At 61.2% G+C, this 15,875-nt stretch carries 13 protein-coding genes; all 13 read right to left on the bottom strand.

Annotated features, from left to right (window positions below; translation table 11 throughout):
- Positions 1-44: 44 nt before the first annotated feature.
- The 13 genes from MKZ79_RS01485 to MKZ79_RS01425 all read right to left on the bottom strand — a co-directional run bounded on the left by MKZ79_RS01485 (position 45) and on the right by MKZ79_RS01425 (position 15,867).
- The gene (locus MKZ79_RS01485) at positions 45-731 is read right to left on the bottom strand and encodes an RES family NAD+ phosphorylase (protein ID WP_336139528.1); all 687 of its coding nucleotides are present in this window, start codon (positions 729-731) and stop codon (positions 45-47) included.
- Positions 724-1,398 carry a hypothetical protein gene (locus MKZ79_RS01480; protein ID WP_336139526.1) on the bottom strand — a complete coding sequence of 225 codons (675 nt, stop codon included), beginning with the start codon at positions 1,396-1,398 and terminating at the stop codon, positions 724-726. The genes MKZ79_RS01485 and MKZ79_RS01480 overlap by 8 nt, the downstream gene beginning before the upstream one ends.
- Positions 1,399-1,532: 134 nt before the next feature.
- Positions 1,533-2,579, bottom strand: a complete 1,047-nt coding sequence (gene yncE / locus MKZ79_RS01475; RefSeq protein ID WP_336139523.1) for a 7-bladed beta-propeller protein YncE — start codon at positions 2,577-2,579, stop codon at positions 1,533-1,535.
- Between the two features lie 60 nt (positions 2,580-2,639).
- Complete coding sequence (locus MKZ79_RS01470; protein ID WP_336139521.1) at positions 2,640-3,062, bottom strand: hotdog fold thioesterase; 423 nt, start codon at positions 3,060-3,062, stop codon at positions 2,640-2,642.
- Entirely contained in the window at positions 3,062-3,814 is a 753-nt protein-coding gene (gene dhbA, locus MKZ79_RS01465; protein WP_336139519.1) for a 2,3-dihydro-2,3-dihydroxybenzoate dehydrogenase, read from the bottom strand. Before dhbA ends, MKZ79_RS01470 begins: the two co-directional genes overlap by 1 nt.
- Positions 3,811-4,662: an isochorismatase family protein gene (locus MKZ79_RS01460; RefSeq protein ID WP_336139517.1), complete on the bottom strand. Its 852-nt coding sequence runs from the start codon at positions 4,660-4,662 to the stop codon at positions 3,811-3,813. Before MKZ79_RS01460 ends, dhbA begins: the two co-directional genes overlap by 4 nt.
- Before the next feature lie 14 nt (positions 4,663-4,676).
- A complete protein-coding gene (locus tag MKZ79_RS01455) occupies positions 4,677-6,290 on the bottom strand; it encodes a (2,3-dihydroxybenzoyl)adenylate synthase (protein WP_336139515.1) in 1,614 nt (537 codons plus the stop codon).
- A gap of 9 nt (positions 6,291-6,299) precedes the next feature.
- Entirely contained in the window at positions 6,300-7,472 is a 1,173-nt protein-coding gene (locus tag MKZ79_RS01450) for an isochorismate synthase (RefSeq protein ID WP_336139514.1), read from the bottom strand.
- A gap of 236 nt (positions 7,473-7,708) precedes the next feature.
- The gene (gene entS, locus MKZ79_RS01445) at positions 7,709-8,965 is read right to left on the bottom strand and encodes an enterobactin transporter EntS (protein WP_336139511.1); all 1,257 of its coding nucleotides are present in this window, start codon (positions 8,963-8,965) and stop codon (positions 7,709-7,711) included.
- Entirely contained in the window at positions 8,962-12,849 is a 3,888-nt protein-coding gene (locus MKZ79_RS01440; protein WP_336141324.1) for an enterobactin synthase subunit F, read from the bottom strand. The genes entS and MKZ79_RS01440 overlap by 4 nt, the downstream gene beginning before the upstream one ends.
- A 47-nt stretch (positions 12,850-12,896) precedes the next feature.
- On the bottom strand, positions 12,897-13,106 hold the full coding sequence (locus tag MKZ79_RS01435; protein ID WP_336139509.1) for an MbtH family NRPS accessory protein: 210 nt from the start codon (positions 13,104-13,106) through the stop codon (positions 12,897-12,899).
- On the bottom strand, positions 13,093-14,328 hold the full coding sequence (gene fes, locus MKZ79_RS01430; protein ID WP_336139507.1) for an enterochelin esterase: 1,236 nt from the start codon (positions 14,326-14,328) through the stop codon (positions 13,093-13,095). The genes MKZ79_RS01435 and fes overlap by 14 nt, the downstream gene beginning before the upstream one ends.
- Positions 14,329-14,610: 282 nt before the next feature.
- Positions 14,611-15,867 carry an MFS transporter gene (locus MKZ79_RS01425; protein ID WP_336139505.1) on the bottom strand — a complete coding sequence of 419 codons (1,257 nt, stop codon included), beginning with the start codon at positions 15,865-15,867 and terminating at the stop codon, positions 14,611-14,613.
- Positions 15,868-15,875: the final 8 nt, after the last annotated feature.

The raw sequence follows: 15,875 nt of genomic DNA, 5'->3' as shown, positions 1-15,875 counted from the left end.
GCAGATTTTAAAGCAAAAGTGGGATGGCCGACAGGCGAGAATGGTTAATGGAGAGAAGGGACTATGCTCAGCGCTATCTTGCCGGCCAAATCAAGCACCTGCTCCCAGGTACCGGCATCTTGCAGCAGCGACAGTGAATCACCTACGGGTTGGAGGGCGTCAGCCCGGACGCGATCGCCAAAAATCATTACGGCGCGGGCCGTATCGTCCTGTCTGGATACCCACAGCAACCCCTGAACATCGCGACACTGGCTATGGATCGCCTCCGCCCATTTTCTCGTATCCGGATAATGATTTTTTTCGGTATCAATTAATTGACTGCGTTTTATACCCAGTTTACGTAACGCCAAACCGCGCAAATCGGCCAGTAACAATTTTTCTTTCACTTCGATAACGGAATAGTTTTGCCCCGTGAATTTTCCTTTAGCCAGGCTTTTGAATCCAGAAGTATGGGGAACATCATGAAACAACGTTTCCATAAGCGCGCAAGAAAAGTTTGAACCAGCATAAAGCGTCGGTATTGCCCTGGCTTTTTCATCCTTTATCGGACTAAATCGCGCATTCCCTTCAACACCAGGATTAAACTGGGTCGCTCTGTATTTATCGAGATGAATACGATGCAGCCTCTCGCCCGCGTCAACGGTAATCAGAGAAACGGAGAGATTGTCCGGGGGCACAGGCGTTATTAACAACGGCTCTTTCTGTTGCACAGCAGGGCCATCCTTAGCCATGTGCTACCTCCTCCACTTCGTCCCTGGCGGCCGCGATAACTCGTTCAGGCTCGGTGACCAGCAGATCCTGTGGTCGCTTTCCACCAAGAAAACTATTGTCCGACCGAAACCAGTAAGCCATTCCCCAGCCATCTTTGCGGTCGGTAAAAATAGCGATAATTTCAGATAGCGCCGCCACAGGCCGAAAGTTCGCCTCCGCATCCAGTGCATAGCCCGGATAATAGTCGACGCCATTGTGCATAATGGTGAATATCTGCTTCTGCTTTTTCCATTTATTGGGCTGGGCGCTGGGGTTACGCGCGCTGAACCCGGCCAGCTCCGCGACATTGGCTGCCGTTAGCCAGTCTCCGCTTTCCAGTACGGCTTTGCGCGCCTGAATAAGCATTGATGCTTCTTTCAGCAGACGCGGAGAAACCGGCGCTGCCGGCAACATAATTTCCGCCAGGCGTTCAAGCGATGACTGCTCCTGCCGCTCGCGCAGCACCTCAAACATTGAGAGCGTCATATTTAAAATATTTTCCGTTAGCGTCTCGACTACGTCTGGCTTTTGCTGTGTAAAAGTCATTACCAGCACGCGATCCGCGTGGGATTTACCTAAACGGCTTTGTATCTCTTTTGGCGTGCCTACCAACGTAGAAATACCGGAAGAAGTGTGGATAGTGCTCATCGCCATACCCTCAAGTGATGGTGGTTATTAGCAATATAACATAACCAGCATCACCAGCAAGCGGCCGATGGTTTTTTGAACGCCAGGGAGGAAAAAATAAAAACTCCCGGCAGCCAGGCTTCCGGGAGAACAATTTACAGCGCGACGCGCATCACGTCGTCCGGCGCGGTGGCTTCCTGTTTGCGGGAAGAGGCCTGTTTAACGGAGATATAAAGCGTCTGGCCGTCCGGCGACAGCGCCAGGCTATTGGGATGAGTCGGCGCCTTGATTGTTTTGATAACCTTGTAGGTTTTGCCATCGATAGTGCTGACCTCGCCCGCTTCGCGGTGAGTCACATAGATTTCATTGCGCTGCGGATTAAACAGCACCGCCAGCGATTTCGGCACCGCGACTTTCTGCAGCACCTTGCCGTCGTTGGTATCGACTACCAGCAGTTCGGGCTGTTTGGAATCGGTGATAAAGGCGCGATGCGCCGCGGTATCCAGGCTAATATTCAGGAAGAAGTGCTCGCCTTCCGCCAGCTTCACTTTTGCAAGCAGTTTGTTGCTGGCGGTATCGAAGGTGAACAGCTCGTTGTCGCCGCCGGTGGCGTACAGACGATGTGCCGCCGCATCCAGCGCCAGGCCGGTCGCCCGCTTGCCTAACCCCTCCAGCGTGTGGCGCAGCGTCAGCGTGTCGCCGTCCACTACCCAGATCTGGCTCTCTTCGCCCACGCCGCTGACATACAGCGTATTGGTGTTCTCATCCACGACCACCTCACGCGGCGCCAGCGGACGAAAATTTTCGCTACGCGGGCGCTTGTCCAGCACCAGCCTTCCTTTTACCTCGCCGCTTTTAACGTCAATCGCCGTTACCGCGCTGTTCAGCGTGTTGCCGATAAACAGGGTGTCGGTTTTATTGTTGATCGCGGCGCCGAAAGGTTTTAAATCGTTGTGGACAGCCTGGGTAATCGCCAGCGTCTGCGGGTCAAGACGGTAAACCACGCCGCCTTTATCCAGCTGGCGGCTACCGGAGGTCGCCACGTAAAGCGCCTGCTGCGACGGGCTATAGGCCATCTCATAGGCGCCTTTAGCTACCGGCTGGCGTAGCGGTTCAGCGGTTTCGCTGTGGGCGGGAACGGCGGCGGCAAACAGCGCCAGCGTCAGGAAGTAGCCTTTTCCACGACTGAAAGTAAGTTTCATCTTCTCTCCATGTAACCGAATGGTCGTCAGTAAAACGGCCCGGCACGCCGGGCCGAAAAGTCATCCCAGAATCGCCGTGGTCAGCCGTGAGGTGCAGCAGCGTCTGTCCCGCTCGTCAAAGATGGCGATCTCCCAGACCTGCTGGCTTCTGCCCAGATGCAGCGGCTGACAGACGCCGCGCACCAGGCCACCGGTGACGGCGCGATGGTGGCTGGCGTTGATCTCCGTACCCACCACGCATTGCCCTTCCTGGCTGGTCAGATAGCCAGCCACTGAGCCCAGCGTCTCCGCCAGCGCCACCGAAGCGCCGCCGTGCAGCAGACCGAAAGGCTGCTGCGTGCGCGCGTCGACCGGCATGGTCGCCTCCAGCTTGCCCTCGTCCAACAGGGTGAAAGTAATGCCCAGATGGGCGACCATCGAGCCGTCGCTCATGCGATTGAGCTCCTCCAGACTCAGCTGCCTTTTCCAGATTGATTTCGTCATTACGCCCCCAAAGTGCTGCCGCCGTCGATCACGATATCCTGCAGCGTGATGTGGCTGGCTTGATCGGAGGCAAGAAACAGAATGGTGTCGGCGATTTCCTGCGGCCGGGCGATTTTGCCCAACGGAATGCCGACCTTGAACTGTTCCGCGAAGCCGCGAATACGCTGCTGTTCGGCATCAGGACTTTTCCACAGCGTGCGCTGCATGTCCGTGTCGGTAGAGCCGGGCGACACCAGATTGCAGCGAACGCCATAGGGCGCCAGCTCCAGGCCGACAGTAAGGCTGAGGCTGCGCAGCGCGGCTTTTGATGCGCCATAGGCCGACATGCCGACGCGCGGACAGTGCGCCGCGTCGGAAGCCACGGTGATGATAGCGCCGCTACGCTGTTCGCGAAACAGCGGCATGGTCTGCTGAAACAGGTTAAACGCGCCGCCGGCGTTTACCGCCATCACCGCCTGCCAGTCGGCGACCGCCAGCTCGTCGGTCGCGCCCATACGCAGGATGCCCGCGCTGTTGACCAGCACGTCCAGCCGCGGCGTCTCCTGCAGCAGACACTGGCAGACCTCTTTGACCTGCGGCGCGTCCGCCACGTTAAGCTCAGCGATTTGAAAAGGGTATTCCGCCTGAGGAAAAGCGAGATCCAGCCCGATAACCCTTGCGCCCGCCTGATGAAAAGCCAGCGCGGTAGCGTAACCGATGCCTTTTCCGGCGCCGGTTACCCAGACATTTTTTCCGGTGAAATCGAAGCTCATGCGCGCTCCCGCGTCAGCAGTCGCCACCAGGCCGCGAGCGTCGGCTCTTTCGCCAGCATCACGAAATCGATATCGCCGTACGCTTTACGCCAGCGCGCCGCCAGCGCCATCATGCGTACCGAATCCAGACCGTAGTCGATCAGGTTCTCGTCATCCTCAGGCGTTTCGTCCTCGTCCAGCATCGGCTGCACCAGCGCGCGCAGCTGTTCCATGCTCAGCGGCACCGGCAGCAGATCTTCCGTCATCACTACTTTCCCGGCGCGGCCGGCGGTATATTTCAGCGCCATCAGGTGCTCTTCGCGGCTGAAGTCCGCCAGCGCGTCCGCCACCATAAAGGGCTGAATGTCACGCATAAAGGCGTCGATAGCGGTGGTCAGGCAGCCGATATGGGCGTAGACGCCGCAGATAATCAGCTGATCGCGACCGGTTTCCTTCAGATGCTGCTCCAGCGGCGAGCGGTGGAAGGCGCTGTAGCGCCATTTCACCAGCACTTCATCGCCCTCTTCCGGCGCCAGCTCCGCGACGACTTTCTGCTGCTCCGGATGTTTGTTCAGGCCTGGCCCCCACATATCGTTCAGCAGCGCGCGATCTTTATCGCTCTGATGATTCGGCTGCGCCGTGTAGTAAACCGGAATGTCGTTCTGACGGCAGTAGTCGCGCAGCGCCGCGATATTGCGAATGACCTGTTTGATCATCGGGCACTCTTCGCCCCAGAAATTAATAAAGTAGTTCTGCATGTCGTGGATCAGCAGCGCGCCGCGAGACGGCTCGAAGGCCCATTTGACCTTGTTTTCAGGCAGATCTGCCGCGACTGGCAGGGCATAGGCTTTCAGTGCAGGAATAGTCATGTTCTCTCCGGAATTCAGTGGGTCTGGCTGGCGGCCAGCTGTTGACGCAGACGTTTTTTATCCACTTTGCCCACGGGCGTCAGCGGCATGTCGTCAACGTTTTCAATACGATCGGGCAGTTTGTAGTCCGCTACGCCCAGCTCGCGCAGATAGCGGCGGATCTCCACGGCGCGCACGGGACGCTTGCCGACGATAAAGGCGCAGCTTTTTTCGCCCAGCAGGCTGTCTTCCATCGACACCAGCGCGACGTGCAAAATCGCCTCGTGGCGCAGCAGTAGATTTTCGATCTCTTCGGCAGCGATCTTTTCGCCGCCGCGATTGATCTGATCTTTTTCGCGGCCCTGCACGCAGATGTAGCCGTCCGGCGTGATGGAGATGAGATCGCCGGAGCAGTAAAAGCCGTTAGCATCAAAGGCGCTGGCGTTGTGTTCCGGGCTGCGATAGTAGCCACGGAAAGTGTACGGGCCGCGCGTCATCAACAGTCCGGTTTCGCCTGGCGGCAGCGGATTGCCCTGCTCGTCAGCGACCCAAACTTCATCGTCCGGGCTCATTGGTTTGCCCTGCGTGGAGAAAACGTGCCATTCATCGTCGTTGAGCTGCGTATAGTTGACCAGCCCTTCCGCCATGCCGAATACCTGCTGCAGCTGACAGCCGATTTCCGCCGGAATACGCGCGGCCAGCGCTTCGCTCAATCTTGCGCCACCAACCTGCAGCAGCTGCAGCGAGCTGAGCGCGCGGTTGCTGCCCCACTCTTCAATCGCCTGCAGCCAGAGGCTTACCGCCGGCGGCACCAGCGCCGTCACCGAAATCTGATGCTTTTCGATCAGCGGGAAGCAGAGGTTGGCGCTGGGATCGCTCGCCAGCACCACGCAGCCGCCGCCGTAGAAGACGCCAAAGGCGCCTGGCGAGCTGAGCGGATAGTTATGCGCGGCAGGCAAGGCGCAGAGGTAGCGGGTTTTTTCGTCGAAACGGCAGATTTCCACGCTGCGGCGAATGCTGTAGTAGTAGTCATTGTGGGTGCGCGGGATCAGCTTGGGCGTGCCGGTGCTGCCGCCGGAAAGCTGGAAAAAGGCGACTTCATCGGCGGCGGAAGGCGCGGCGACAAACTCTTCTTCCGCTTCGTTAATCAACGCCTCCAGCGAGGTATCGCCTTCACGAGCGTTACGCAACACCACTTCACGCAGCGACGGATAGCGCTGACGCAAAGGCTGCAGATAGTCGTCGCTGGCAAATAGCGCATGCTGGCGATCGGCGATCAGCAGGGCCGGCTCGATCTGGCTGGCATAGGCATCCAGCTCCTGGCGCTGGTGGCTGAACAGTGCGTTGACCGGCGCGACGCCAATTTTCAGCAGCGCGAACAGCGCGATATAGAACTCGGCCACGTTGCCCAGCTGCACCAGCGCGGTGTCGCCGCATTTCAGGCCGCGACGCGAAAGCGCGGCGGCCAGGCGGTTGCTGGCGCTTTCCAGCTGCTGATAGCTGTATTCGCGGTCGCCGTCGATCAGCGCCGTCTGCGGGCTGTCGGCGTGGCGGGTCAGGATATCGGTGAGCGGCAGATCCAGCCAGTAGCCTTTTTCACGATAGCGGGCCGCGAAATCGTCCGGCCAGCGTGTGTAGGAAATCGTCATAAAATAGCCTTATTGCAGTCCAAATACGTGCAGCATGGTGCTGAGTTTGACGCCGGTTTCGCGCCATTCCGATTCCGGCGACGAGGCCGGAACGATGCCCGCGCCGGCGAACAGTCGAATATTTTTCCCGTTCAGCGTGCCGCAGCGGATAGTCACCACCCATTCGCCGTTGCCTTCGTCGTCGCACCAGCCGACGATGCCGCCGAACAGCTGGCGATCGAACGGCTCCAGCTTCTCAATCCACTCGCGCGCCGCAACGTGCGGATACCCGCTGAGCGCGGGCGTCGGGTGTAGCAGACAGGCCAGCGACAGCGCGTTTTCTTCCGGCGAGCTGGCTTTGCCTTCAATGGACGTTGCCAGATGCCACAGCGTGGAGGTGGTGATCAGCTCCGGCTTTTCCGGCACCGCCAGATAGCTGCTGCGAGGCTTCAGCACGTCATACATGGCGCTGGTCACCAGGCGATGCTCATAGCGATCTTTCTGCGAATACATCAGCTGCTCGCCGATGGCAAAATCACGCGCTTTGTCGCCGCGATCTCGTCGGGCGGAACCGGCCAGCGGCAGCGAGGAGAAGGTTTCGCCCGCTTTGCGCAGCAGCAGCTCCGGGCTGGCGCCCAGCAGCGTCGTGCCATCGGCCAGCGGCACGTGGAAGTGATAGCTGGTGGGATTAAGCGCCACCAGCCGATCCATCAACGCGGCGGCGTCTACCGGCTCTTCCGTGGTGATATCGATAAGGCGGGAAAGCACCACTTTGTCCAGGCCAGGCTGCGCGGTTGCCTCTGCCGCCTGCGCCACCATGGCCATAAATTCCGCCTGCTGCGGAATTTCTTGCCTGGCGGTAATCACCGGATTCAGGCCGGTATTCGCCTGCTGCGCCGCCTGCGGCTGGCGGGAAAAGTGTTCGCAGTGTTCAGGAATAAACAGCGCGGAAGGCTGACGCGTATCAAAAGGAATGGCGCCGACCATCACCGGCTGTTTGATCCCTTTCGCCTTCGCCGCTGCAAAGGCCTCGCGCACCTGCTGCTGAAAAGCGCCCTGCAGGTTGTCGCCGTCCGCAGCCGGACAGGTAATTTCGGCGAAGCGACCACGGGTAATTAAGCTTTTCCACAGAGATCCGAAGAAAAAGCTTTCATTCGAGAGAGAAGCTGACGTGTTGATTTCATCAGCGCAGAGCGTCTCCATAACGGCCTCCAGCCACAGCGTAAAGAAGTATAATAATGATTATCATTTGCATTATTACCGCGTAACTTTAAGTAAATTATTTGTGATGTCAAGCGCGTTTCGTAGTTTAAAACCGGGCCAGATTCCACGCCGCGACCCAACGCAATGTCAGCGCCGTTAATTGAAGCGTTCTGGAAAGCTTTACCTGCCGTTAAGGCAGATAAAGCAGGCCGATGCGGGAAGCGAAAGCGGTGAAACTATTCGGTCACGCTTTCTCCCGGCGCCGCGGGCGCAGGCTTTTGGTAGCGCCGCAGCGAAGTGAACGCGGCGGCCACCAGCAGGCAGAGCGCCGCCAGACCCAGTCCGCTGGCGCTGGCGGCGGTGGCCGGCAGCATAACCGTGGTCATCATGCCCAGCAGCAGCGCGCCCAGCGAGTCGCCCATCACGTTCTGTGCCGTCCACAGGCCGTTGACGCGTCCCAGCATCGCATCGGGCGTCAGCGTCTGGATCAGCGTGTACTGCAGCAGCGCGCTCAGGGCGCTGAGGTAGCCGAACAGCACCAGGCAGAGCGCGCCCGCCTCCCATGAAGGCATCAGACCGCATGCGCCTACCGCGACAAAGGCAGCGACGGCAGTCAACAGCATCACCAGTCCGGGACGCGGATGCTGCGCCAGATTGCCGCTGGTCAGCGCGCCCGCAGCTGCGCCGAGCGGGATGGCGGCATAGAGAAAGCCGATCTGCTGCGCGCTCAGCTCCCAGCGCAGCGCCAGCGCCGGATAGAGCACGCGCACCGCTGTCGCCATCGTCAGCAGCGCGCCAACCAGCGCTATGCCACCGAGCAGGCGATGCCCCAGCAGAAATTTAAAGCCCTCGATCAGCGCCTGCAGCGGCCTGGCGTGCGACTGCGGCGGCGGCAGCAGCTGAGGCAGGCGCAGCAGCGGGATCAGGGTAATAAAGGTGCCTGCCGCCGCCAGCGCGAAGTTCCAGAAAACGCCGCCGGCAGCGAGCAGCACGCCGCCGACCATGGGCGAAATCACCGCGCCCAGCCTGACCGTCAGCATGGTGATCGCGCCGGCCTGCATCAGGTTTTCCCTGCCTACCAGCGCGGGCGTGGCGGCCAGCAGCGCCGTTACGCCGATGGCGCCGAAGAAGCCGTCCCAGATCCCCAGCAGATAGATCGCCACCAGCGAAGGCTGCGGCATGGCCGCGTTGATGCACAGGCCGATAAAGCCCAGCCCGCAGGTCGAGCGCGCAAAGAGGATCAGCCGCCGACGCTCGTGACGATCCGCCAGCACGCCGCCAAGCATCAGGCCGGTAAAGAGCGCGATACCGGTCAGCGTCACCGCCAGGCTGACCTGCCAGGCGGAGCCGGTCAGCGCCTGAATCTGTACCGGCACGCCGACGCCGAGCAGCCCCAGCGCGAGGATCGAGATAAACCGGGCGATAAAAACCGCCCGAAAAGCGGGATGCGTCTTCAGCAGGCTGAGACTGAGCATAAAGCTTTGTTTCTTCATTCTGTGGCCTGATTAAGCAGTTGGTTGAGGCGCGGGCCGATATCGCTGAACGCCGCTGCGGAGATAATATCCACGTGCGCGCACTCCACCGGCCAGAGTTGCAGCTCGTCGAGCCACGGCGCCCAGGCAGTTTGCGCATCCTGTCCCGGTTTCAGGGTTTTCTGCGCGACGAACAGCGTGGCCTTGCCTGCGAAACGGCGGCTCTTCGCGGTCGCCAGCAGCCTGACCGCGTCGCCGTAGTTGCCTTCGATAGCGCCGAAGAGATCCTGACTGGCGGAGGTTGCCAGCGACTGCCGCAGCGATTGCTGAGCGGCCATAAAGGCCTCGCGCTCGCGATCGATCTCCGCCAGAACTTCAGCATCCAGCTGGTTGTTTTGCGACCAGTTTTGCGTTTCCGGCGGCCAGGTATCCAGCAGCCCCAGGAAAGCGACCTTTTCGCCCTGCTCTTGCAGACGCGCGGCGATAGCCTGCGCCAGCGTACCGCCGAGCGAATAGCCCAGCAGATAGTAAGGGCCGTGCGGCTGCTGTTCGCGCAGCGTGGCCAGATGGCGCTCGCAGACCTCATCCAGATTGTCCGCCTGCTGCATCGGGCCATCAGGACGCGGCGACTGAATGCCGATCAGCGACCAGCGCGCCTCCAGATAGCGCTGCAGGATGCTGAACTGCCAGGCGAAGCCGGAGGCGGGATGGAAACAGAACAGCGTCGGCCCGTGCGAGCGCCGCAGCGGCAGGATCGTTTCCATGCCGGCGCGATTCGCCTCTTCTTCGCTTTGCTGCTGCGTTAGCTGTTCAGCCAGTGCGCCGACGGTGGAAGCCACCATCACCTGGCCTACCGTGACCGGCCGATCGAGGCGGCGACGCAAATCGACCGCCAGCCGCATCGCCAGCAGCGAATGGCCGCCAAGCGCGAAGAAGTCGTCGTTGACCGAGCGGATTTCGCACTCGAGCAGGCGGGCGAAAGCTTCCGCCACTACGGTTTCCACGCCTTCCGCCGGCGCCCGGCCTTCTGCGGCGGCCAGCTGCGGCAGCGGCAGCGCCCGACGATCCAGCTTGCCGTTAGCGCTCAGCGGAAAAGCGTCCAGCTGGATCAGCTTCACCGGCACCATATGCGCCGGCAGACGTTCGCTGAGCTGCTCGCGCAGCGCCGCCGTGTCCAGCTCGCCGCAGGTGGCCACCACATAACCCACCAGCTGTCGCTGATCGCCGCCGCCTGCGCTAAGGTTGCCCAGCACACAGGCGTTGGTGACCGCCTGCGCCACGTTAGCCAGCGCCAGCATCGCCTGATCGATTTCGCCCAGCTCGATCCTTTGTCCCCGGATCTTTAGCTGATCGTCGCTGCGGCCCAGATACTCGACCGCGCCATCCGCCAGCCAGCGCGCCACGTCGCCGGTACGATACATTCTTTCACCCACGCTCTGCGGATCGGCGATAAAGCGGCTGGCGGTCAGATCGGCCCGCGCCAGGTAGCCCTGCGCCAGCTGCACGCCGGTCAGATAGAGATCGCCCGCGACGCCCGGCGGCACCGGCTGCATATTGCCGTCAAGGATGCGCAGCCCGGTGTTCCAGACCGGGAAACCTATCGGCACGCTTGCGCCGGTCACCTTTCGCAGCGCCTCGCCATATGCCGGATACCAGCTGACATCCACTGCGGCTTCGGTCGGGCCATAGAGATTGTGCAGCGGTACAGCGGTTTTATCCTGCCACTGGCGACAGAGATCGGTCGGCAGCGCCTCCCCGCTGCAGAATACGCGGCGTAAAGTGGCGCAGTGAGCCACCGCTTCGTCGTCCTGCAACGCGGCCACGAAAGCCGCCAGCATAGAAGGAACAAAATGCGTGGTTGTGACACGGTAACGGCTGAATAAAAGCTGCAACGCCTGCGGATCGCGGTGTGCTTCCGGCGGCGCCATTACCAGCTGCGCGCCGGTTAAAAACGGCCAGAAAAACTCCCATACCGATACGTCGAAACTGCACGGCGTTTTCTGCAGCACCACATCTTCCGCGCTTAACGGATAGTGGTTTTGCATCCACAGCAGACGGTTGACTATCGCCTGCTGACCAACCATCACGCCTTTTGGCCGCCCTGTGGAGCCGGAAGTATAGATAACGTAGGCGGTATGATGCGGACGCGAAAAATCCTGCATCACGGGCGAATGCTCAACCGGCAGCGGCTGGCGATAGCAGAAGCTCTGCAAATTATCGAGCTGCGCGAAGCGGCTGAGCTGCTCTTCCGTGGTAATCAGCAGGCGCGGGCTGGCATCTTCCAGCATCATGGTTAGCCGGTCGTCAGGATAACCGGTATCCAGCGGCAGCCAGGCGGCGCCCAGCTGAACAATCGCCTGCAGGGAGAGCGACAGCAATACCGAGCGCGGCAGCGCCACCGCTACAATATCCCCCGCCTGCACGCCACGGCTTTTCAACTCATCCGCCAGCGCCGCTACCTGCTGCCGCATCTCGCGATAGCTGAAGCTGTAGTTTTCATCCGCCAGCGCGGGCGCATTCGGCGTTCGCTGCGCCTGTGCGTCTATCAGGCTGCTCAACGTGGTTTCCGGCACTTCCGCCGCGGTATCGTTAACCTGGCGCAGCAGCTCTTTCTCATAAAGATGCAGCAGATCGACGCGCGCGCAGTGGAGCGCGGGATCCTGCGCAAACTGGTTAAGCAGCAGCGGCAAACGATCAAGGTGCTCACGCAGCGTCTCCGCCTGATAGCGCTCCGAGTTCGCCAGTATTTCCAGTGCGACGTTGCCCTGCTCGTCCGGATAGAGCGCGATTTCCAGATCGCGCACCGGCCCGGACGCCAGCTGATGGGTGATACCCTCCATCCCGGCAAAATCCAGCCGATAGTCGAACATTTTCAGGTTGATGACCGGGCCGAACAGCGGCTCGCTGAGCTGACCGATATCGCGCTGGATCTGCTCCGCGTCGTAACGCTGGTGGCGACGTACCTTTTTCAGCTGCTGCTGGAGCGTCTCGGCCAGCTGAGGCAGCGTGGCCTGCGGATCGAGACGTATCGCCATCGGCAACACGTTGAGCACCGGGCCGGTAGCGCTCAGCGCGGCCGAACCCAGACGGCGCATAAAGATAAAGCCTGCGCTGTACTCCGCCCGACCGCTCAGGCGTCCCAGCCAGACCGCGACCAGCGCCAGCGCCAGCTCCGCCGCGTTCAGGCCGCTTTGCGCCTGCAGTTCGCGGAACGCTTCGCCGTTAAGCTGCAGACGCTGGCGGATCAGGCGCGTGGTGGCGCTCTGGCCGTTCAGCGGCAGCGGCGACAGGCTCGCCGGCATCGGTAGCTGGCTCGCCTGCTGCTGCCAGAAAGCGGCGTCGCGCTGGCGAGTGGCGGAAGCGCTGTAGCTATCGTACTCCTCCACCACCTCGCGGAAAGGCACAAAAGGCGAAGGGCCGGGCTCGCTGCCAGCGCAAAGCGCCGTATAGATTTCCGCAATGCGGCGGGTGATCGCGGTAAAGCTGAAGCCATCCACCACCAGATGATGGAAACGCTGATACCAGTACCAGCGGGTTTCGCTCAGGCGGAAAAGAATATGGCAATAAATCGCGCTGCCGCTGCCGATACGCAGGTCGCGATCGAGATCCTGCTGCATACGCGCCAGCGCAGCGGCGGCGGGATCGGCTTCATGCCGCAGATCGACGCATTCCGGCGGCGTAAAGTCCGCCGTTTCGTCTACCCACTGCATCGGCACGCCGTCCAGTTCGGTAAAACGCATCCGCAGCGTATCCGCTTCCCTCATGCCGCTGACCACCGCCTGGCTCAGCAGCTGCTCGTCCAGCGCGCCGTTCAGCTCCACATAGTGCGCCACGCTCCAGGCGTTAACCTGCGGCGAAAGCTGTTCCGCCATCCAGATGCCGGGCTGCGCCGCCACCAGCGGCATTAACTGCTGTTGTGCGTTGTTCACCAGCGCCTCGCTTAATTCAGTTTTCACTTTTCTCTCTCCGTGGCGAAATAGGTCGGCGTCAGCGTTTGCCAGCCTGTCAGCCACTCGTTGCAGGCCTGCAGCGCCGCCGGCCCATAAACCTGCTGCCAGCCAGCAGGCTGCGCGCAGTGGGCGGGCCAGAGGCTGTAGCCCTGCGGGTTTTGCAGAATAAGAAAAAGGCTCTCAGGACGATCGAAGGGATTACTCTGTTCCATGGGATACTCCGGATTCAGGCCGCCACAGCGTGGTCAGCCCGTTAATAAGGCCGCCTCGCCAGCACAGGGCGTCGTGGCCGCCGTCAAACAGGCGATAGTGCAGCGCCGGGCAGTTTTTTTGCAGCAGCGGCCAGAGGCGCTGATTGGCCTGAAGCACCACCGGCTCGCGCAGGCCCGCTTCCAGGTAGATACGCAGCGTTCCGGCGTCGAGCCGTTTCTGCAGCAGCTGTTCCGTCAGCCAGCCGTCTTCGCCGGTTCGCTGGCGGTGCGGCCACCAGAAGGAGCCGGACTGGCTGAGCGCGCAGCCAAAGCGCTGCGGCCAGTGCAGTGCGGCATAGAGCGCGGAAAGGCCGCCGAAACTCTGGCCGGCGATAACCGTGCTCGCCGGATCGTCGCGCCAGCGCGTCTGCTGTGAAAGCTGCGGCAGCAGTTCTTCCTGTACCGCCAGCCAGAAATCGGGATTGCAGGTCAGCTCTTCGCCGCGATGCCGCGTGTCGATAGCGTCAATCAGCAGATAGACCGCTGGCGGCAGCTGGCCGCGTTGGGTTTCCGCCTGCAGCGCCGACCAGACCGGCATCTGTTCCGCCCAGAACTGGCCGTCCAGCAGAATAGCCAGCGGACGCTGCTCCGGCTGGCTTTCGCCCGTGGCGAAAAGCCAGACCCGACGTTGGTTGCCCAGACGGTTGCTTTGCCAGGTGAGACAGCGCGGCGCGGCGTAGTCGACGTTATCCGTCCAGCCCGGCTGTGTCGGCGCCTGCGGCAGGTGGAGTGCGGAAACGGGATGGCCGCGTCCGCCACGCCAGCTGCTGTGAGGATTAAGCGGATCCGCTATCGCCTGCGGCAGCAATTTTTGCCAGCCTTCGCGCAGCGCGGCGCGATCGGGCGGGCTTTGCAGCGCGGCGGCGGAAAAGTCGCTTTCACTCTCCGAGGGGATAAAACAGTAGCTTCCCCGCCAGCCTGCATGAAGGCGGATCTGCCATTGCCAGACAGCCGTGCCGTTAATGCGCTGCAGGCTTTGCGGCGGGCGCTGCTGGTGATGATCGGTAATGCCGGTGATGTAAATCCATACCCGCTTTATTGGTGAAGTCCGTTCCGTTCCGGCAGGATCTTGCCAGTAAAAGGTGACGGTGCAGATATCGCCTTCCGTCACGATTGCCGGTGATCCCAGCGCCAGCTTGCTTCGCCAGGCCGCCTGCGCGCCGCTTTCCCAACCGCCAGTCATATCATAACCTTATGTAATTAATACTAAATAACCTCGGGACTGCAGAGCTGCCAATTTTATTGATAATAGTTTTCATTTGCAATAAGAAATAGCGCGGAAATTTTGCGGGGTGGTAAGGCGTTAACCCACAGAAAAGAAGAGGAAAGACAAGAGGAGCGGCGTGAGGTCGAACGGGAAACTTGCCGGCTGACGAAGCGTTAAAACGATGCGGATGCCGTGGAAAAGAGGGCCGACGATAAGAATAACAGCGCCGCTAATGAGCGGCGCTTGCCGATAGCGCGGTCAGGGAGCGCTGGCGATTTCGTTGGCGGCAGGATCGTGCAGCCGCTGCCGTTTGCGCAGGCTCGGGAACCAGGCCATCCACAGCCCCACCACCACCAGCGTGCCGATACCGCCGATCGCCGCAGCCGGCGCCGCGCCCAGCCAGGCCGCCAGCATTCCCGATTCAAATTCGCCGAGCTGGTTAGAGGTGTTGATAAATATCGAGTTCACCGCGCTGACGCGTCCGCGCATCTCGTCCGGCGTATCCAGCTGCACCAGCGAACCGCGAATCACCATGCTGACCATATCGAAGCCGCCCAGCGCAAACAGCGCCAGCAGCGAGAGCCACAGCTCCTTTGACAGCGCGAATACCAGCGTCGCCACGCCGAATCCGGCTACCGAGGCAAACATAATTTTACCGACGTTGCGCTCCAGCGAGCGGCTGCTGAGCCAGAAGCCCACCAGCAGACCGCCAACGGCTGGCGCGCCGCGCAGCAGGCCTAATCCCCACGGGCCGGTATGCAGGATATCTTTGGCGAAAATGGGCAGCAGCGCCGTCGCGCCGCCCAACAGCACGGCAAAAAGATCCAGCGAGATGACGCCCAGCACGTCCGGCCGGTTGCGAATAAATTTCACGCCGGCGAAGACGCTGGCAAAGGTGGCTGGCGTCCGCGGCGGCGGCGCATGGTCGTAGCGCAGGCGGCTGACCATAATCACCGAGATAAGGTAGAGCACGCCGGTAGTGATATAGACCGCCTGCGGCCCGGCGACATATAAGAAACCGCCGAGCGCCGGGCCCAGCATGGAAGCCGTTTGCATCGACGCGCCGTTAGCCGCCGTCGCCCGCGCCAGAATGCCGGGCGGCACCAGCGCGGGCAGCATCGACTGCAGCGACGGCGCCTCCAGCGTTTTGGCAATGGAAAGCACGAAAATCAGCGCCAGAATCACCAGCTCATTGGTCATATGCAGCAGCGTCAGCGTCGCCAGCGCGGCTATCGCCAACAGCTCGGTAAACTGCCCCAGCAGCACAACCCGGCGGCGATCGAACTGATCGGCCACGTGTCCCGCCGGCAAGGCCAGCACTAACGCCGGCAGGAACTGCGCCAGCCCAATCAGGCCCAGGTCGAAAGCGCGGCCGGTGATAGCGTAAATCTGCCAGCCGACCGCGATAGAGAGCATCTGAAAGCCAAAGCTGGAGCTGGTGCGCGCCAGCCAGAAAGCGACAAAAGAGCGATGATGAAACAGCGACTCCGCTCGGGCGGAAGTGGGCGATGGCATAGCGGTTC

This window comes from Erwinia sp. CGal63, assembly GCF_037026505.1.
Lineage (GTDB): Bacteria > Pseudomonadota > Gammaproteobacteria > Enterobacterales > Enterobacteriaceae > Erwinia.
The sequence above is the reverse complement of the archived record's forward strand: the minus strand, read 5'-3'. Positions and strand labels throughout refer to the sequence as shown.